The sequence below is a fragment of the Streptomyces thermovulgaris genome, from assembly GCF_002155915.1.
GTDB lineage: Bacteria > Actinomycetota > Actinomycetes > Streptomycetales > Streptomycetaceae > Streptomyces > Streptomyces thermovulgaris.
Map to the genome: position 1 here is coordinate 1 of NZ_MUME01000249.1, position 18,611 is coordinate 18,611.

Below are 18,611 nucleotides of genomic sequence, written 5' to 3' on the forward strand. Positions count from 1 at the left end.
CGCCCACGGCATCACCGGCCCCCTCGCCCTGCTGGCCCTGGCCAAGCGTCACGGCATCACCGTCGACGGCCACGAACAGGCCATGACACGCATCCTGCGCTGGCTCGACGGCATCCAGCAGATCGACCGGAACGGAACCCGCTGGCCCCGCTGGGTCAGCAGCACCGGTCCGGCGGACACCCGCACCCCTGTCCCGTCCTGGTGCTACGGCACCCCCGGCATCGCCCGCGCCCAGCAGCTCGCCGCCATCGCCTTCGGCGACGACGACCGCCGGCGCATGGCGGAGCGGGCCCTGCTCCACTGCCTGGCCGACACCCGGCAACTCGACCGGCTCAGCAGCCGCGGCCTGTGCCACGGGTTCGCAGGACTGATCCGCACCGTGCAGCGCGTCGCCCAAGACGCCCAGGACCCCGGCCCCTTCCACACCTGGCTCAAGGAAGCACACCACCGTTTCCTCACCGTTCCGGCCCCGCGCACACCGGGCTTCCTCGACGGCACAGCCGGAGCCGCCCTCGCCTTCGGCAGCGCCGAACCCGGCGCCACCAGCGTCACCGACTGGGACGCCTGCCTGCTTCTGATCTGAGGAGACCAAGACCGGTGCACAGCCACGACATCGCACCGACCGAGGAAGCGGTCCTGTCCGTCCTCGCGGGCACGCCCGTGGACGAAGCGGCCCGGCAGGCCGGAACATCCCCCGTCCTCCTGGCCCTGGCCGTCGAGCGCTACCGCGCCGCCGGCCGGGCCGCCCTCGACCAGCAGCCCGGAACCTGGTACCAGGTGAACATCGAGTTCACCGACTACACCACCGCGGCCACGGCCTTCGGTGACTGCCTCCTCCCCGTCCTGAGCGAGAAGACCATCGGGCTGTGGTGGTTCATCAGGAAACACCCGCACTGGCGACTCCGCATCAAGCCGACACCCGGAACACCCACCGGAGAGATCGCCACCAGCATCGCGCAGGCCCTTGACACCGCGGTGTCCCACGGCACTGTACGCCGGTGGCGGCCCACCCTGTACGAACCGGAAACCATCGCCTTCGGCGGCCCGGACGGCATGACCACCGCCCACCACCTGTTCCACACCGACAGCAGGGGCGTACTCACCTACCACCGAGCAGCCGACGCAGGCACCGACGGCCTCCCCGACGCCAAAACCACCTCCCTGCTCGTCCTCACCCTGCTCCTGCGAGCCGCCGGACTGGAATGGGGAGAACAGGGCAACGTGTGGGGCCAGGTCGAAGCCCTCCGCCCGCTCCCGCCCGCTGTGCCCCCCGAAAGGGCCACCGCCATGGTGCTCCCGATGCGGACACTCCTCACCAGGGATGCCGGACCGGCCCTCACCAACGGACCGCTCACACCACTCCGCCGCTGGATCGTCGGCATGGAACACGGCGGCCAGGAACTGAAGGACGCTGCGCACGACGGCCGCCTCACGCTCGGCCTGCGTGCCGTCCTGGCCCGGCACGTCCTCTTCCACTGGAACCGCATGGGCTTCAACACCCGCCAGCAAGCCATCTGGGCTCGCGCCGCACGCGAGGCGATCCTCGGGCAGTGACCGCCGGCAGACCGGAAAGTCCGGCAGATGGTGTAACGCCAGGCACGGCCATTCCGTCCATACAGCGGCCAGGCGTGGACGCTCGGCCACGCTCTGATGTATCGCCGCCGGGAGGACCCCGATCGCGCCGCCGACCTGCTCGACCCCTGTCGGCCAGCACGGACCCCGAATCCGAGCTCGTATCCCTCACAGGCTCCCTGGACCGTTCCGCCGCCGTACGCTCGCCGCGGTGCGCGCCCTGAGCGCTGCCCTCACCTGGGCCGCCGACAGTGAGGGGCGTACGCCTCCCGTTGTCAGCTGGATGCGGGTATCCCCCCGCCGACCCACATGCGGACACGCTGATCCTGCCCGGAATCGGGCAGGATTCTTGCGCAAGCAGCCCGCTTACCCCAGAATCCTCCGGGTGCACGACGAACTTGTTGATCACCTCGCGCGGTCCACGCCCCTGAACCGGGGCGAGGCACTGCGGGTGGTGCAGGACGTGCTCGCCTACTTCGACGAGACGACCGAGGAGTTCGTCCGCCGCCGCCATCGCGAGCTGCAGGCCCGGGGCCTGGTGAACGCGGAGATCTTCGAGCGGATCAAGGCGGAACTGAAGTACCGCACGGTGGCACCGCCGGACCTTTCCCTCCGGCAGCTGCGGCGGATCGTCTACGGCTGAGGAATACCTATATATGTGCGGAATTGTCGGATACATCGGCAAGCGTGATGTCGCCCCGCTGCTCCTGGAGGGCCTGCAGCGCCTGGAGTACCGCGGCTACGACTCGGCGGGCCTGGTCGTCACCTCGCCGAAGGCACCGGGCCTGAGGATGGTCAAGGCCAAGGGCCGGGTCCGCGACCTCCAGGCGAAGGTGCCGGCCCGCTTCAAGGGCACCACCGGCATCGCCCACACCCGCTGGGCCACCCATGGCGCCCCGTCCGATGTGAACGCCCATCCGCACCTGTCGGCCGACAACAAGGTCGCCGTCGTGCACAACGGCATCATCGACAACGCCTCCGAGCTGCGCCGCAAGCTCGAGGCGGACGGTGTGGAGTTCCTCTCCGAGACCGACACCGAGGTCCTCACCCACCTCATCGCCCGCTCCGAGGCCGAGACGCTGGAGGAGAAGGTCCGCCAGGCCCTCCGCCTGGTCGAGGGCACCTACGGCATCGCCGTGCTGCACGCCGACTTCCCCGACCGGATCGTGGTGGCCCGCAACGGCTCGCCGGTCGTGCTCGGCATCGGCGAGAAGGAGATGTTCGTCGCCTCCGACGTCGCCGCGCTGGTCACCCACACCCGGCAGATAGTCACCCTCGACGACGGCGAGATGGCCACCCTCACGGCCGACGACTTCCGCACGTACACCACCGAGGGCACCCGGACGACCGCCGAGCCGACCACCGTGGAGTGGGAGGCCGAGTCGTACGACATGGGCGGCCACGACACGTACATGCACAAGGAGATCCACGAGCAGGCCGAGGCCGTGGACCGGGTGCTGCGCGGCCGGATCGACGACCGGTTCGCCACCGTGCACCTCGGCGGCATCAACCTCGACACCCGTGAGGCGCGCGCGGTGCGCCGGGTGAAGATCCTCGGCTGCGGCACCTCGTACCACGCGGGCATGATCGGCGCCCAGATGATCGAGGAGCTGGCCCGCATCCCGGCCGACGCCGAGCCGGCCTCCGAGTTCCGCTACCGCAACGCGGTGGTGGACCCCGACACGCTGTACATCGCGGTCTCGCAGTCCGGTGAGACGTACGACGTGCTGGCGGCCGTGCAGGAGCTCAAGCGCAAGGGCGCCCGGGTCCTCGGCGTCGTCAACGTCGTCGGCTCCGCGATCGCCCGCGAGGCGGACGGCGGCATCTATGTGCACGCCGGCCCCGAGGTGTGCGTGGTGTCCACCAAGTGCTTCACCAACACCTGCGTCGCCTTCGCGCTGCTGGCACTGCACCTGGGCCGCATCCGCGACCTGTCGGTGCGCGACGGCAAGCGGATCATCGAGGGCCTGCGCAGACTCCCGGCGCAGATCTCCGAGATCCTGAAGCAGGAGGAGGAGATCAAGAAGCTGGCGGAGAGCTACGCCGACGCCCGCTCGATGCTCTTCATCGGCCGTGTCCGGGGCTACCCGGTGGCCCGTGAGGCCTCCCTGAAGCTCAAGGAGGTCTCCTACATCCACGCCGAGGCCTACCCGGCCTCCGAGCTCAAGCACGGCCCGCTCGCCCTGATCGAGCCCGCCCTGCCGACGGTCGCGATCGTGCCCGACGACGATCTGCTGGAGAAGAACCGTGCGGCCATGGAGGAGATCAGGGCCCGCAGCGGCAGGATCATCGCCGTCGCCCACCAGAAGCAGGAGAAGGCCGACCGGACGATCGTCGTCCCGAAGAACGAGGACGAACTGGACCCGATCCTCATGGGCATCCCGCTCCAGCTGTTCGCCTACTACACGGCGCTGACCCTGGGCCGGGACATCGACAAGCCGCGGAACCTCGCCAAGTCGGTGACGGTGGAGTGACGCTGGGCTAAGGCGGCGCAAGGCGTCCGCACGGCCGGGACGAAGAGGCACCGGAAAGCCGGGGCGGAAGCCGAGCGGAAAAGACGGAAAAGACAGAAAAGAAAGGACGGACCCCGCGCGAGAGGCGCGCGGGGTCCGTCCCCTTTCCTGGTCGTTTCCTGCTCTTTTTCCGCCCGCCTCCCCTTCGTCGCCCCCCCCGAACCGGAAAACTCCGGCCCGTACGGCCGAACGCCAAAAGGCGCCAAGAGCACCGAGGATGCCAAGAAAGTCCGAGCACGCCTTCGAGCACGCCGAGGACGCCGAGGACGCCGAGGACGTCAGGAGATCAAGGAATCCGGGAACCGGGGATTCGAAGGGTCTTCGAAGGATCGGAGAACAGGGATCGGCAAGGATCAGGGAATGACGACAACCGGCCGCTGTGCGCGCTTGGCGAGCCGTCCGGCGACCGAGCCGAACAGCCGGCCGACGATCCCGTGCGTGGAGCCGACCACGATCGCGTCGGCCTCGTACTCCTTGCCCACTTCCTCGAGCTCGTGGCAGATGTCGCCGCCGCGCTCCACCAGGATCCACGGCACGTCCGCGAGGTGGTCCGCGCAGGCGAGCTCGAGGCCGAGGACCTCGGTGCGGTGGTCCGGCACGTCCACGAAGACGGGCGGCTCGCAGCCGGCCCACACCGTGGTGGGCAGCCGGTTGGCGACATGCACGATGATCAGCCCCGCGTTGGTGCGCCGCGCCATGCCGACCGCATAGGCGAGGGCGCGCTCACTGGAGAGGGAGCCGTCGAAGCCGACGACGACACCGTGCTTGAACGCTGGATCACAGGAGTTGCGCGGCTCTTCCGCCGCCAGGGGATCGGCCGCCGTGGGATCGGCGACCGGCCGCTTGCGGTCCGCGGGGTCGAAGAATTCGTGACCGGCCATGGCTGTCTCGGCGATGTGATCCTTTTCGGGGACGACAGTGTACGGCGGAGCAGTGTCCGGGAATCGTCTTCCCGTCCCCATACCCCCAAGGGTACGGCCGCACGCATCTTTTGTGGCCCTGAGCCGTCCTGTGGGACCCGGCCCGTCCCGCGCACCTTCGAACTCCTGGCATCCGGAGCCCCTGACGCGGCGGTTCTCCGGAGCATGCACGAGCGACACCCCGTGACGCAACGGTTGCTGCCCTATACAGCCGGTTTGCGCGAGGCCCGCGCAGGCGGTCGTACGGCGCGGCAACGGCGGTCGTACGGCGCAGTAGAAGTGGCCGTACGGTGCGGTATGCGCCGCCCATACGGCACGGAGTGCCGCCCCGGGGCCGGGTTCGCCGGCAGGGACCGGAGCCGTGAGGGGCACCGAGTGACCGACCGGTCGAACGGCGAAGTGACCGACGGGTCGAACAGACGTTGAACCCGGAAGAACCGCCGCCGCAGGGAGCACGTCGTGTCCGGACCCCGTACCGCCCCCGAGCACCGCCCGTCGCCGCAGCGGGACACGGCGGCCAAGACGAGGGGCGACGGCGTGGGCGAGGTGATCCGCTGGGCCGCCTTCAGCTGCGTCGTCGTCCCGCTTGTCCTGCTCTGGTGCGGTGCCCCGCCCGCCGGCGCCGCCGGCACCGCACTGGGTCTCGCGGCCGTCACCGGAACCTGCCGGGCCCTGCTGCACCGGTCGGAGCGAGAGGCCCTCCGAAGGCGCGGGGCACGGCACGCCCCGCACCGCGGCCGCCACCACAGAACCGGGACGGGGGTGCACCGGGGCGGTCGGCACCCGGGCGGAGCGACCCCCGTCGGCTGACCGGTCGACTGACCGGTTTCCGCGCACACGAGCGCATGTTTTCAGCCAACTTCTCGCACCTGTGCATTCCGTGGTTCAGGTGCCTTCCACCCTCCGTTTGACCTGCACGGAAAGGGTCTCAGGAGGTTTGCGCACCCTACACGGTTTGGCCACTGCGACGAGGCGCACTTCCCTGCGCCCTCCCCTAGTGCAACGCTTCGTGATCGAATGCTTCGCGCCAAGTTGCCATGTCGACAATGTGCCGCGTGGCGAACCGGCCACCGTGGCACGGCGTGACACAGTAGATTCGATCTTGACTGTCTTACGGCGGGGGACTCGTGCAGGACCGAGGGGAAACGTGCAGGAGCGACACAACCGAGGAGCCGCGACCACCGAGGGGGGCTTAGCAGGATGAGCCACGACTCCACTGCCGCGTCGGAAAACGTCACCCGGAAGCTGTCCGGGCGACGCCGCAAGGAGATTGTCGCGGTGCTGCTGTTCAGCGGCGGCCCCATTTTCGAGAGTTCCATACCGCTGTCGGTGTTCGGGGTTGACCGCCAGGACGCCGGCGTACCGCGCTACCGACTTCTGGTGTGCGCCGGTGAGGAGGGCCCCCTGCGGACCACGGGAGGTCTGGAACTCACCGCACCGCACGGCCTGGAGGCGATCTCGCGGGCGGGCACGGTCGTCGTGCCGGCCTGGCGCTCGATCACCTCTCCGCCACCGGAGGAATCCCTCAACGCGCTGCGTCAGGCGCACGAGGAGGGCGCCCGCATCGTGGGCCTGTGCACCGGGGCCTTCGTCCTGGCCGCGGCCGGCCTGCTGGACGGTCGTCCGGCCACCACGCACTGGATGTACGCGCCGACCCTGGCCAAGCGCTATCCGTCGGTGCACGTCGATCCGCGGGAGCTGTTCGTCGACGACGGCGACGTGCTGACGTCGGCGGGAACGGCCGCCGGAATCGATCTGTGTCTGCACATCGTGCGCTCGGACCACGGCAGCGAGGCGGCGGGCGCGCTGGCCCGGCGGCTGGTGGTCCCGCCGCGCCGGAGCGGGGGCCAGGAACGCTACCTGGACCGCTCTTTACCGGAGGAGATCGGCGCCGACCCGCTCGCGGAGGTCGTCGCCTGGGCGCTGGAGCACCTCCACGAGCAGTTCGACGTGGAGACGCTGGCAGCGCGAGCGTACATGAGCCGGCGCACGTTCGACCGCCGCTTCCGCTCGCTGACCGGCAGCGCGCCGCTGCAGTGGCTGATCACCCAGCGGGTGCTGCAGGCACAGCGGCTGCTGGAGACCTCGGACTACTCGGTGGACGAGGTCGCGAGCCGCTGCGGCTTCCGCTCCCCGGTCGCGCTGCGCGGCCACTTCCGGCGTCAGCTGGGCTCGTCGCCGGCGGCCTACCGGGCGGCGTACCGGGCGCGGCGCCCGCAGGGCGAGCGGTCGGCGGACGGCAACACCGCCGCCACCGGCCCGGCGACCTCGTCGTCCTCCGCGGCCTCCGCGGCCTCCGCGGCCTCCGCGGGCTCCCCGGCCTCTCCGGCCTCCCCGGCCACTCCCGCCGTTCACCGGCCGGAAGGCCATGTCCCGCACCAGACCCGCCGCACTCCGGCGACCCTGTCGGCGAGCGTGCCGGGTCAGCGGAGCTGACGGCCGGCCCGCCGGGCGGGCGGGGCGCCCTCCCGCCCGCCCGGCGTTCCCGGCGGAGGCGAGAGGTCCCGCACGGCCGGTCCGGTGCGCGACGGCGCGCCGTATGGTGAGACACATGAACGATCGCATGGTGTGGATCGACTGCGAGATGACCGGCCTCTCGCTGTCCGACGACGCGCTCATCGAGGTGGCCGCCCTCGTCACCGACTCCGAACTGAACGTGCTCGGCGAGGGCGTCGACATCGTCATCCGGCCGCCGGACTCCGCGCTGGAGACGATGCCCGAGGTGGTGCGCGAGATGCACACCGCGTCCGGTCTGCTCGCCGAGCTGGCCGGCGGCACCACGCTGAAGGACGCCGAGGAACAGGTCCTGGCCTATGTGCGGGAGCACGTCAAGGAGCCCGGCAAGGCCCCCCTGTGCGGCAACTCGGTCAGCACCGACCGCGGCTTCCTGCTGCGCGACATGCCGACGCTGGAGTCCTACCTCCACTACCGGATCATCGACGTGTCCTCGATCAAGGAGCTGGCCCGGCGCTGGTACCCGAAGGCGTACTACAACAGCCCCGAGAAGAACGGCAACCACCGCGCCCTCGCCGACATCCGCGAGTCCATCGCGGAGCTGCGCTACTACCGCGAGGCCATCTTCGTCCCGCCGCCCGGCCCCGACGCCGACACCGCCAAGGCGATCGCCGCGAAGCACGTCCTGCCTGCTCAGAGAGGCTGAGCAGAGCTTACGGAGGCGCAACGCGAAACCCGTGCGCGAGCATCCCGCCCGACCCTGTACACTCTTTCTCGGCTGGTCGGGGAAATCACGAGTTTCTCTTCCAACCGGTCGTGGTGGGTGTAGCTCAGCTGGTAGAGCACCTGGTTGTGGTCCAGGATGTCGCGGGTTCGAGTCCCGTCACTCACCCTCAGTCGCGGAGGCCGGTGACCCTCACGGGGTCACCGGCCTCTTCCGTGTCCGCCGCCCTCGCGCCGGCGGCCGTCCCCGATCCCGTGGGCGGGGAAGCCGGCTGCCGGACGTGCGCGCCGGACGGCGGGTGCGCCGCGGGTGTCAGGCCCAGGCGAGGACGTCCTCGTGTCCCAGACGCGGCAGACGGTCGAACTGCGGGGGGCCGGCGGGGTGACCGATGTTGACCACGAGGATGGAGCGCCAGTCGCCCTCCGGGAAGAACTCCTTGTCGATCCCGGCGGCGTCGAAGCCGCCCATCGGTCCGGCGGCCAGGCCGAGGGCGCGGACCGCGAGGATGAAGTAGCCCGCCTGGAGCGGCCCGTTGAAGGACGTGATGCCCTCACGGAGGGCCGGGTCCGCCTCGAAGCGGTCCTTCATCTCCGGGCGGATCGGGAAGATCCGGGGGATGTGCTCGTGGAAGCGGTCGTCCACGGCGAGGACCGCGACGACCGGCGCGGAGGCCGACTTCGGCCGGTTGCCCTCGTCGAGGTGCGGGAGCAGACGCTCCTTGGCCTCGGGAGTACGGATGTACAGCACGCGCAGGGGCTGCGTATTGGCGGCGGTGGGGGCCCAGCGGGTCAGATCCCAGATCCCCTTCAGCGTCTCGTCGTCGACGGGGGTGTCGGCGAACGAGTACACGGTGCGCGCGTCGGTGAAGAGCGCCGCACGGGCCTCGTCGTCGATGCGGGGGAGGGTGCCGGGCGCGGCGGACGCAGCGGACATGCGGATTCTCCTCGTGAAGACGCAGTTACTAGGTGAGTCAATGCTACTTCGAAAAACCTAGCGGCATCTCGTAGCGTAGCACCCGGCTATCCTGGAGTCATGAGGGAACCAACGGGGACGCATGCGGCCGGCCGGGGCAGCGACCATGCCGAACGGCATCACCCGGCGGCCTGCGACGGTGCGCTCACCCATGCCTTCCGCTTCCTGGGCAAGCGGTGGAACGGCATCATCCTGGCCACCCTCCAGCACGGCCCGCTGGGCTTCGCCGAGCTGCGGCGCGCGGTGGAGGGCATCAGCGACTCGGTTCTCTCGGAGCGGCTCTCCGAACTGTGCTCCGCCGGGCTCGTCCTGCGCGAGGTGGAGTCCGGCCCGCCCGTCATGGTCCGCTACCGCCTCACTCCGGCGGGGGAGGCCCTGGCCCCCATCCTGCGCGAACTGGCCGCCTGGGCGTCCTGCCATCTGCCGCAGTCGCCCCCGGCGGCACAGCGCGGCGGCACCCGCCGCACGGGGTGAGGACCGGCCGCACGGGCCGAGGACATGCCGAGGGCAGGCCGAGGACAGCCCGAAGGAGGACGGGCCGAAGGAGCAAGCAGAGCAGGGCGAGCGGAGGCAGCGCCCGGGTCCTGCCGCGGGCCGGGCGGGGTCCGGCCCCGGCTCCCGCATCCGCCGTCCCACCGCCCGGCGGGCGGGCCCGGCTCCGCGGCCGGGCCGGAGGCGGCCCGGCGGCGCCCGGGGTACGGCCCGGTCAGGGACCGGGCGACGGGCCGAGGCCCGTCATGACTCAGGACGAGGAGCGCACCACCAGTTCCGTGGGCAGCACCGTCTGCCGCCGGCCCGGCTTCCGGGACGACGCGGGGCGGCGGTCCGCGATCTCCGCCAGCAGAAGGTCGATCATCGCGCGGCCCATCTCCTCGATGGGCTGGCGGACGCTGGTCAGGGGCGGTTCCATGTGGCGGGCGATGACGGAGTCGTCGTACCCGACGAGGGACACGTCGTCGGGGATGCGGCGGCCGGCCTCGCGCAGCACCTGGCGGGCACCGGCCGCCGTGACGTCCGAGGCGGCGAAGACGGCGTCCAGGTCGGGGCGGTGGGCGAGCAGACGGGCCATCGCACGACGGCCGCCCTCCTCGGTGAAGTCCCCCTCGACCACGAGCAGTTCGTCGACCTCCCGGCCCGCGTCCCGGAGCGCGTCGCGGTAGCCGTCCACACGGCGCTGGGCGCCGTAGACGTCCATGCGGCCGGTGATGTGGGCGATGGTCCGCCGGCCCTGGGCCAGCAGGTGCTCCACCGCCGAGCGGGCGCCGCCGTAGTTGTCGGAGTCCACCGAGGGCAGGGGCTCGTCCGCCGAGCGCGGACCGCTGATCACCGCCGGGATGTCCAGCTCGGTCAGCATGTCCGGCAGGGGGTCGTCCGCGTGCACCGAGACCAGCAGGACGCCGTCCACCCGGTGGGCCGCCAGGTACTGGGCCAGCCGCTGCCGCTTCCGGTCGTTTCCGGCGAAGATCAGCAGCAGCTGCATCTCGGTGTCGGAGAGCCCGGCGCCCACACCGCGCAGCATGTCCGAGAAGTACGGCTCGGCGAAGAAGCGGGTCTCCGGCTCGGGGACGACGAGGGCGACCGCGTCGGTGCGGTTGGCGGCCAGGGCGCGGGCGGCCGTGTTGGGGACGTAGCCGAGTTCGGCGACCGCCGCCTCCACCGCGGCGCGCGTGGCGTCGCTGACCCGGGGTGAGCCGTTGATCACCCGGGAGACGGTGCCGCGACCGACGCCGGCTCGTGCGGCGACCTGCTCCAGAGTCGGCCGACCGCCGCTCCGGCCCCGAGTTCCGTGGCCTGCCATTGGCTCCGCCCTTCCGCTGTCACACCACCTTGGCCTGGAATCTAACAGTCCTCCCGGAACGGGGGCCGTCCTCGGGGAGTACCGTCGCCCCACCCCGGCGGACGGCCTCGCGCGGCCGTTCCGACGGGCCGGTCCGCTCGTCCGGAACGACAACTTCCCGATTCACCGCGTTAGTTAACAGGCCGATAACCGAACGGATTTGTCCTTGCTCACACCCTTGACACCCTTGCCCGGAGCCGTAACCCTTCAACACACCATCTGTGGGAGCGCTCCCACATTACCTGACACTACACAACCCGCACGTTCCCCACCCGAGCCGCAGCGCACACACAACGGGCCCAACCATGCACGTTGGCCGGGGGTCGGCACGTCAGGGCAACAGGAGGACGCAATGCGAGCACGAGTTTCCACCGCCCGCAAGGCGGCGGTCCTGGCGGCAGCCGTATCGCTGGGCGCCGGGCTGCTGACCGGCTGCTCCGACGACGGCGGCAGCAACCGGTCCGACTCGTCGGGCGGCTCCGGCGGCAAGACCGTCATCACGCTCGGTCTCTTCGGCACGTTCGGCTTCAAGGAGGCCGGCCTGTACGCCGAGTACGAGAAGCTGAACCCGCACATCAAGATCCAGGAGAACGTCACCGAGCGGAACGAGAACTACTACCCGGCGCTCGTCAACCACCTCACCACCAACAGCGGCCTGATGGACATCCAGGGCATCGAGGTGGGCAACATCGCCGAAATCGCGAACACCCAGGCGGACAAGCTCGAGGACCTCTCGAAGGTCGAGGGTGTGGACAAGAACAACTGGCTGCCCTGGAAGTGGCAGCAGGCCACCACGAAGGACGGCCGCACCATCGGCCTCGGCACCGACGTGGGCCCGATGGCGATCTGCTACCGCAAGGACCTCTTCGAGAAGGCCGGGCTGCCCACCGACCGGGACGAGCTGGCGAAGATGTGGGCGGGCGACTGGAAGAAGTTCATCGACGTGGGCCGGCAGTACCAGAAGAAGGCCCCCGAGGGCACCACCTTCCTGGACTCCCCCGGCGGCCTGATGAGCGCCATCCTCGGCAGTGAGCGGGTGCGGTTCTACGACGAGTCCGGCAAGGTCATCTACAAGACGAACCCGGTCGTCAAGGAGGCCTTCATGATGACGGCGAAGGCCGCCCAGGAGGGCCTGGTCGGTTCCCAGCCCCAGTTCCAGCCGGCCTGGGACGCCCTGATCGCCAACAGCAGGTTCGCGGCGATCTCCTGCCCGCCGTGGATGCTCGGGTACATCGAGAGCAAGTCGAAGCCGGAGGCCGTGGGCAAGTGGGACGTGGCCTCCGCGCCCAAGGCCGGCAACTGGGGCGGCTCCTTCCTCGCCGTGCCGAAGAGCGGCAAGAACGTGAAGGAGGCCGCGAAGCTGGCCGCCTGGCTCACCGCGCCGGAGCAGCAGGCGAAGCTGTTCGAGAAGCGGGGCAGCTTCCCCAGCGCACCCTCCGTCTACGACATGCCCGCGGTGAAGAACGCGAAGAACAAGATGACCGGGGACGCCCCGATCGGTGAGATCTTCGCCGCGGCGGCGAAGGACAGCCCGGTCCAGCTCATCGGTCCCAAGGACCAGATGATCGGATCGACCCTGAACGACAACGGCCTCATCCTCGTCACCAAGGGCAGGTCGCCCGAGAAGGCCTGGGAGATGGCCACGAAGACCATCGACAACAACCTGGGGCAGTGACCAGCATGGCCACCCGGCACGACACCGCCGCGCTCCCCTCCGGCAAGGGGGGCGCGGCCCCGGCCCGTCCGACCGCGCGCAAGGCGTCCGACCCCGTGGACGAGCGCCGCCGGGCCCGGCTGTCCCGCCGCTGGCAGCGGGACGTGCGCTGGAGCCCGTACGCCTTCATCGCGCCGTTCTTCCTGCTGTTCCTGGCCTTCGGCCTGTTCCCGCTGCTCTACACGGGCTGGGCCTCGCTGCATCAGGTGGAGCTGACGGCGCCCACCGACATGAACTGGGTCGGGCTGCGCAACTACACCCGTCTCTTCGACGACGAGTTCTTCTGGAACGCGGCGCAGAACACCCTGACCATCGGCATCATCTCCACGGTCCCGCAGCTGCTGATGGCGATGGGCCTGGCCCACATCCTCAACTACAAGCTGCGTGCCTCGACCTTCTACCGGGTCGTGATGCTCGCCCCGTACGCGACCTCGATCGCCGCGGCCTCGCTGGTCTTCGTACTGCTCTTCGGATACGACTACGGCATGGTCAACTGGGCGCTGAGCTCGGTGGGCATCGACCACATCGACTGGCAGAACGACAAGTGGCCCTCCCAGATCGCCGTCTCCACGATCGTCATCTGGCGCTGGACGGGCTACAACGCGCTGATCTACCTCGCGGCGATGCAGGCCGTCCCGCAGGACCTGTACGAGTCGGCGGCGCTGGACGGCGCCAACCGGTTCCAGCAGTTCTTCCACGTCACGCTGCCGCAGCTGCGTCCGACGATCCTGTTCACCGCCGTGGTGTCGACCATCGGCGCCAGCCAGCTCTTCGGCGAGCCGCTGCTGTTCGACGCCAGCAAGGGCGCCTCCGGCGGTGCGGAGCACCAGTTCCAGACGCTGGGCCTGTACCTGTACGAGCAGGGCTGGGTGAACCAGCACCTGGGCCGGGCCTCCGCGATCGCCTGGACGATGTTCCTGATCCTGCTCGTGATCGGCGTCATCAACTACGTCATCTCGCGCCGGCTGCGCGCCAGTCAGTAAGGAGTTCCGGCCGTGACGACGACAACCCTGACGGCACCCGCCAAGCCGGACGCCGAGAAGCCCCGGCGTACGCGCCGGTCCCGGGCCGCGCGGGCGGGCGGGCAGATGCACGGCGGCCCGCTCGCCTACACGGTCCTGGCCCTGTTCACCATCGGTTCGCTGTTCCCCCTGGTGTGGACGGCGATCGCCGCCTCCCGCGACAACAACCGGCTGGCGCAGACACCGCCACCGTTCTGGTTCGGCTCGAACCTTCCGCACAACATCGAGGTCGCCTGGAAGGACGCCAACCTGGGCAAGGCGTTCCTCAACACCACCATCGTGGCGGGCGTGTCCGCGCTGACCATCGTGTTCCTGTCCACCCTCGCCGGGTTCGCCTTCGCCAAGCTGCGCTTCAAGGGCCGCAACGCCCTGATGCTGGTGGTGATCGGCACGATGATGGTGCCGCCGCAGCTCAGTGTGATCCCGCTGTACATGATGGTCGCCAAGCTGGACTGGACCGACCAGCTGCAGGCGGTGATCCTGCCGTCGCTGGTCAGCGCGTTCGGTGTGTTCTTCATGCGGCAGTACCTGCTCCAGGCGCTGCCGGACGAGATCATCGAGGCGGCCCGGGTGGACGGCGCGAGCAGCTGGCGCGTGGTCTGGCACGTGGTGTTCCCGACCGCGCGGCCCGCGATGGCCGTGCTGGGCATGCTGATGTTCGTGCAGGCCTGGAACGACTTCCTGTGGCCGTTCCTGGTGCTGACCCAGACCGGCAACCCGACCGTCCAGGTCGCGATCGCGGGTCTGGGCCGCGGGTACACCCCCGACCAGTCCCTGATCATGGCGGGAGCGCTGCTGGGTACGCTGCCGCTGCTGCTGGTCTTCGCGATCTTCGGCAAGCAGATCGTGGGCGGCATCATGCAGGGCGCGGTCAAGGGCTGACCCCTGAGCCCGCCCTCGTGCGCCGGTGTGCGCCGGCGCGCGTCCTGCGGGGGGCCGGACCACCGCCGTTCCGGCCCTCCCCTTGCTGTGTCCTTGTTCCCCCGAGGTCCTCTGAGATCCTTTGAGTTCTCCGAGGTCCTCCGAGTAGCTCCGAGGTCCTCCGAGGTCCTCTGCCCATCACCTCGACCACCCGTCCGCTTTCTCGACCGTTCATGGGAGCGCTTCCATGCCTGAGTCCGCACAGCCGGTGACCCCGGTGACCTTCCCGTCCTCCTTCCTGTGGGGCACCGCGACCTCCGCGTATCAGATCGAGGGAGCGGTGCGGGAGGGCGGCCGTACGCCCTCGATCTGGGACACCTTCAGCCACACCCCGGGCAAGACGGCCGACGGCGACACCGGTGACATCGCCGTCGACCACTACCACCGCTACCGCGACGACGTGGCCCTGATGGCGGATCTGGGGCTGAACGCCTACCGCTTCTCGATCGCCTGGCCGCGGGTGCAGCCGACCGGCCGGGGCCCCGCCGTCCAGGTGGGCCTGGACTTCTACCGCCGCCTGGTCGACGAGCTGCTGTCCCGCGGCATCACGCCGGCGATCACCCTGTACCACTGGGACCTGCCGCAGGAACTGGAGGACGCGGGCGGCTGGCCGGAGCGGGACACCGCGCTGCGCTTCGCGGAGTACGCCCAGATCGTCGGCGAGGCGCTCGGCGACCGGGTGGAGCACTGGATCACGCTCAACGAGCCGTGGTGCAGCGCCTTTCTCGGCTACGGCTCCGGTGTGCACGCCCCGGGCCGCACCGACCCCCTGGCCTCGCTGCGCGCGGCCCACCACCTGAACCTGGCCCACGGGCTGGGCATCCAGGCACTGCGGTCGGTGATGCCCGCCCGCAACAGCATCGCCGTCAGCCTCAACTCCTCGGTGGTCCGCACGGTGTCGCAGGATCCGGCGGACCTGGCGGCCGCACAGAAGATCGACGACCTGGCCAACGGCGTCTTCCACGGCCCCATGCTGCACGGGGCCTACCCGGCCACCCTGCTGGAGGCGACCTCGTCGATCACCGACTGGTCGTTCGTCCTCGACGACGATCTGCGGGCCATCCACCAGCCGCTGGACGCGCTCGGGCTCAACTACTACACGCCGACGCTGGTGTCGGCGGCGAACGGGGTGGTGAAGGGTCCCCGCGCCGACGGCCACGGGGCGAGCGAGTACTCGCCGTGGCCCGGGGCGGACGACGTGGCCTTCCACCAGACGCCGGGCGAGCGCACGCTCATGGGCTGGACGGTCGACCCGGACGGCCTGCATGAGCTGATCATGCGCTACACCCGGGAGGCGCCGGGGCTGCCGCTGTACATCACGGAGAACGGCGCGGCCTACGAGGACAAGATGGACGAGGACGGCCGTGTCCACGACCCGGAGCGCATCGCCTATCTGCACAGCCATCTGACGGCGGTGCACCGGGCCATCGCGGACGGGGCGGACGTCCGCGGGTACTTCCTGTGGTCGCTGATGGACAACTTCGAGTGGGCCTACGGCTACGCCAAGCGGTTCGGCGTGGTCCACATCGACTACGCGACCCTGAAGCGGACGACCAAGTCGAGCGGGCACTGGTACGGCCGGCTGGCGCGGACCGGCGTCCTTCCCGAGGTCCCGGAGGCCTGATCCGGTGTGCACGGGCGCGGCACTTCGGGGTGCCGTGCCCGTGCCGTGCCGGCCGGCCGTCCTCGCGCACCCCGGCGGCCGGCCCCGGGGCCGCATGGCCCGGAGGTCCTCAGTCCCCGTCCCGCGGCGCACCGGGCCGGCTCCAGGGGCTGCCGTCCCTCCCCGGGTCGATCAGCCTGGCCGCGGCGGCCTTGCGCAGGGCGTCCACCCGCGACACGGCGTCGAGCTTGGCGTAGATGTTGGTCAGGTGCCGCTTCACCGTGGCCTCCGTGATGAACAGCCGGGCCGCCACCTGGGCGTTGCTCAGGGCCTCGGCGACCAGCCGCAGCACCTCCCGTTCACGGGCCGTCAGCTGGACCTGCCGGGGACGGGACCTCTGCGGGTCGAGCTGCTCCACCGTCCGGCGGGAGACGACCAGGACCACACTGTCCGGGCTCCGGCGCACCACCGAGTGCACCGCGGCGATGAGTTCCTCCCGCGGCACGGTCTTGAGCAGATAACCGGCCGCCCCCGTCTCCAGCAGCTCACGGACCATGTCCGGGTCGTCGTGCATCGTCAGCACGAGCACCCGCGTCCCCGGCGCGGCCCGGGTGATGCGCCGGACGACCTCCGGGGCACCGGGGCCGGGCATCTCCACGTCCAGCAGGATCACGTCCGGGCACAGACTCGTCGCGAGGGTCACCGCCTCGGTGCCCGTCGACGCCTCGCCCACCACGGTGAGATGCGGGTCCGTGCGGAGCATCTCCTTCAGGCCGTCCCGCATCAGGGTGTGGTCGTCGGCGAGGCAGACGCGCACCACCGGCGCCCCGGGGGCGTTCACCGCAGACGCCCTTCGAGCGGGATGTGCACCTCGACGACGGTGCCGACGGAGGGCACGCTGGACAACGACAGCCGTCCGCCGAGGAGCTGGGCCCTCTCCCGCATCGAGGGCAGGCCGCCGCCGGCCGGCGAGGAGCCGACCGGAAAGCCGCACCCGTCGTCGGTCACCGTCGCGCGCAGATCCCGGTCCGTCACCTCGACGGTGATGTCCAGACGGGACGGCGAGGCGTGCCGCAGGGCATTGCGCACCGCCTCGCGCAGAATCAGATAGACCTCCTCGCCGATGTGCGCGGGCAGCGCGAGGAGGTTTCCCTTCGGGTGGATCGCGACCTTCACGGCCGGATCGGCATGCGCCTCCAGATAGGAGCGCAGCGCCCGCTCCAGACCGCCCTCTCCGACCGACCTGCGTAATTCCGTGGTGAAGTGCTGAAGGGTGTGGGCGGTCTGACGCAGCAGGCCGGCCGCCCGGTCGAGCTTGGCACGGGCCAGTGCGGGGGACGTCTCCGCGTGGTACCGGTGCATGTCGATCCCCTGGAGGGCCAGACCGATCCCGTGCAGCACACGGTCGTGCAGCTCCCGGGCGATGTGCCGCCGCTCCTCCCGGCGCGAGGCCAGGACCCGGTCCGGCAGATGGGTCATGCGCGCCAGCGAGCCGCGGGCGACACGGGACAGGACCGCCTGGTGGAGCACCACGCTGACCCGGGTGGCGGCCTCCTCGTCCGCCGGCGCCAGCTCCCGCAGGACGATCGGCAGCATCACCTCGAACAGGGTGGTCCCGGCCCGCAGCGAGTGCGCCCAGTCGAGGCCGCGCCAGGACCGGCCGTCGTCGCCGGCCGGGGCGGGGGCGTCGCNNCGGCGGTGGTGACCTCGTCGAAGACGGCGCAGGCCTGGGTGGTCAGTTCGTCGACGGCGTCCTGCCGATCGGCCAGTTCATTGCCGTCCCTGCGCAGGGCCTGGCGGATCGACCGGCAGATCTCCTGATGGACGGTGGAAAGATCACGGTACGAGTCGGGCTGCGCCGTGTGGATCAACAACGGTGAATTCCCCCCTCAGCTCCGAGCCATTCTGTACAGGAGCAACATGGGAGCGCTCCCATTTCCATGCGTGAGGGCCGTAGGCCGGCTTTTCCCCCGATACGGCCGACCGGCTCGCGTCCCGCGGCCCCCGGGCCGCCTCGGTCACACGGTCGACGGTTGTGTCACGGCTTGAGCGCCATCGGTCCGATCAAGGCTCCGGCGGTTCCCGGACCTCGCGGAGCACACCCCGAACGCACTGTGCAGACACGTACCGACCCCCGTTGTCGGAATCCCTTCGGAAAACGGAAGGGTGTCAATCCCGGACCGCTACGTTAGGTCTTTCGTTCGACTTGCGCCAGGGCATTCCGACCACGGTTTTGTCAACGGCATGTGACGGGTGATCACCCGGCCGGAACGGCTCCCCCCGCGCTCCGTCCCCGGCTTCCCGGCCGCTTCCTCTCCCGGCCTCCACCGGTCCCTCTACCGGCCTTCCCCCGCTCCCC

The 18,611-nt window shown here is 70.4% G+C and carries 17 protein-coding genes and 1 tRNA gene; 13 read left to right on the forward strand and 5 right to left on the reverse strand.

Annotated elements, in window-relative coordinates; all coding sequences use genetic code 11:
- From CCN35_RS19315 to glmS, 4 genes are all read left to right on the forward strand, one after another.
- On the forward strand, window positions 1-583 hold a 583-nt coding region (locus CCN35_RS19315; RefSeq protein ID WP_281254810.1), incomplete at its 5' end, for a lanthionine synthetase LanC family protein.
- Window positions 584-597: 14 nt separating this feature from the next.
- Complete coding sequence (locus CCN35_RS19320; RefSeq protein WP_067388351.1) at window positions 598-1,554, forward strand: thiopeptide-type bacteriocin biosynthesis protein; 957 nt, start codon at window positions 598-600, stop codon at window positions 1,552-1,554.
- A 403-nt stretch (window positions 1,555-1,957) separates the two neighbouring features.
- Window positions 1,958-2,215 (forward strand): hypothetical protein, encoded by a 258-nt coding sequence (locus CCN35_RS19325; RefSeq protein ID WP_067388349.1) that lies wholly within the window; start codon window positions 1,958-1,960, stop codon window positions 2,213-2,215.
- A 13-nt stretch (window positions 2,216-2,228) separates the two neighbouring features.
- On the forward strand, window positions 2,229-4,046 hold the full coding sequence (gene glmS / locus CCN35_RS19330) for a glutamine--fructose-6-phosphate transaminase (isomerizing) (RefSeq protein WP_086793717.1): 1,818 nt from the start codon (window positions 2,229-2,231) through the stop codon (window positions 4,044-4,046).
- Window positions 4,047-4,438: 392 nt separating this feature from the next.
- Here the strand turns inward: glmS and CCN35_RS19335 are convergent, their stop codons facing one another.
- Entirely contained in the window at window positions 4,439-4,966 is a 528-nt protein-coding gene (locus CCN35_RS19335; RefSeq protein WP_086793719.1) for a universal stress protein, read from the reverse strand.
- Between the two features lie 498 nt (window positions 4,967-5,464).
- On the opposite strand from CCN35_RS19335, the gene CCN35_RS19340 reads away from it, so the two are divergent.
- From CCN35_RS19340 to CCN35_RS19355, 4 genes are all read left to right on the forward strand, one after another.
- Window positions 5,465-5,815 (forward strand): hypothetical protein, encoded by a 351-nt coding sequence (locus CCN35_RS19340; RefSeq protein ID WP_385881350.1) that lies wholly within the window; start codon window positions 5,465-5,467, stop codon window positions 5,813-5,815.
- A gap of 390 nt (window positions 5,816-6,205) precedes the next feature.
- A complete protein-coding gene (locus CCN35_RS19345; protein WP_086793721.1) occupies window positions 6,206-7,441 on the forward strand; it encodes a helix-turn-helix domain-containing protein in 1,236 nt (411 codons plus the stop codon).
- Window positions 7,442-7,556: 115 nt separating this feature from the next.
- Complete coding sequence (orn, locus tag CCN35_RS19350) at window positions 7,557-8,165, forward strand: oligoribonuclease (RefSeq protein ID WP_067388341.1); 609 nt, start codon at window positions 7,557-7,559, stop codon at window positions 8,163-8,165.
- A gap of 113 nt (window positions 8,166-8,278) precedes the next feature.
- Window positions 8,279-8,351: transfer RNA gene (locus tag CCN35_RS19355), tRNA-His, on the forward strand.
- Window positions 8,352-8,495: 144 nt separating this feature from the next.
- Here CCN35_RS19355 and CCN35_RS19360 read toward each other — a convergent pair.
- Window positions 8,496-9,116 carry a malonic semialdehyde reductase gene (locus CCN35_RS19360; RefSeq protein WP_086793724.1) on the reverse strand — a complete coding sequence of 207 codons (621 nt, stop codon included), beginning with the start codon at window positions 9,114-9,116 and terminating at the stop codon, window positions 8,496-8,498.
- Between the two features lie 99 nt (window positions 9,117-9,215).
- Between CCN35_RS19360 and CCN35_RS19365 the strand changes: the two genes are divergently transcribed.
- On the forward strand, window positions 9,216-9,629 hold the full coding sequence (locus CCN35_RS19365; protein WP_067388337.1) for a winged helix-turn-helix transcriptional regulator: 414 nt from the start codon (window positions 9,216-9,218) through the stop codon (window positions 9,627-9,629).
- Window positions 9,630-9,897: 268 nt separating this feature from the next.
- Here CCN35_RS19365 and CCN35_RS19370 read toward each other — a convergent pair whose 3' ends face one another.
- On the reverse strand, window positions 9,898-10,953 hold the full coding sequence (locus CCN35_RS19370; protein ID WP_086793726.1) for a LacI family DNA-binding transcriptional regulator: 1,056 nt from the start codon (window positions 10,951-10,953) through the stop codon (window positions 9,898-9,900).
- A gap of 391 nt (window positions 10,954-11,344) precedes the next feature.
- On the opposite strand from CCN35_RS19370, the gene CCN35_RS19375 reads away from it, so the two are divergent.
- The 4 genes from CCN35_RS19375 to CCN35_RS19390 all read left to right on the forward strand — a co-directional run bounded on the left by CCN35_RS19375 (window position 11,345) and on the right by CCN35_RS19390 (window position 16,273).
- The gene (locus CCN35_RS19375) at window positions 11,345-12,667 is read left to right on the forward strand and encodes an ABC transporter substrate-binding protein (RefSeq protein WP_067388333.1); all 1,323 of its coding nucleotides are present in this window, start codon (window positions 11,345-11,347) and stop codon (window positions 12,665-12,667) included.
- A 5-nt stretch (window positions 12,668-12,672) separates the two neighbouring features.
- Window positions 12,673-13,689 carry a carbohydrate ABC transporter permease gene (locus CCN35_RS19380; RefSeq protein ID WP_067388462.1) on the forward strand — a complete coding sequence of 339 codons (1,017 nt, stop codon included), beginning with the start codon at window positions 12,673-12,675 and terminating at the stop codon, window positions 13,687-13,689.
- A 12-nt stretch (window positions 13,690-13,701) separates the two neighbouring features.
- Window positions 13,702-14,610 (forward strand): carbohydrate ABC transporter permease, encoded by a 909-nt coding sequence (locus CCN35_RS19385; protein WP_169721373.1) that lies wholly within the window; start codon window positions 13,702-13,704, stop codon window positions 14,608-14,610.
- 226 nt (window positions 14,611-14,836) lie between these two features.
- The gene (locus tag CCN35_RS19390) at window positions 14,837-16,273 is read left to right on the forward strand and encodes a GH1 family beta-glucosidase (RefSeq protein ID WP_086793727.1); all 1,437 of its coding nucleotides are present in this window, start codon (window positions 14,837-14,839) and stop codon (window positions 16,271-16,273) included.
- 109 nt (window positions 16,274-16,382) lie between these two features.
- On the opposite strand, the gene CCN35_RS19395 is transcribed toward CCN35_RS19390, so the two are convergent.
- Window positions 16,383-17,093 carry a response regulator gene (locus CCN35_RS19395; RefSeq protein WP_236560511.1) on the reverse strand — a complete coding sequence of 237 codons (711 nt, stop codon included), beginning with the start codon at window positions 17,091-17,093 and terminating at the stop codon, window positions 16,383-16,385.
- Window positions 17,090-17,848, reverse strand: coding sequence for a sensor histidine kinase (locus tag CCN35_RS19400; RefSeq protein WP_086793729.1), 759 nt, complete (start codon window positions 17,846-17,848; stop codon window positions 17,090-17,092). Before CCN35_RS19400 ends, CCN35_RS19395 begins: the two co-directional genes overlap by 4 nt.
- Window positions 17,849-18,611 lie beyond the last annotated feature (763 nt).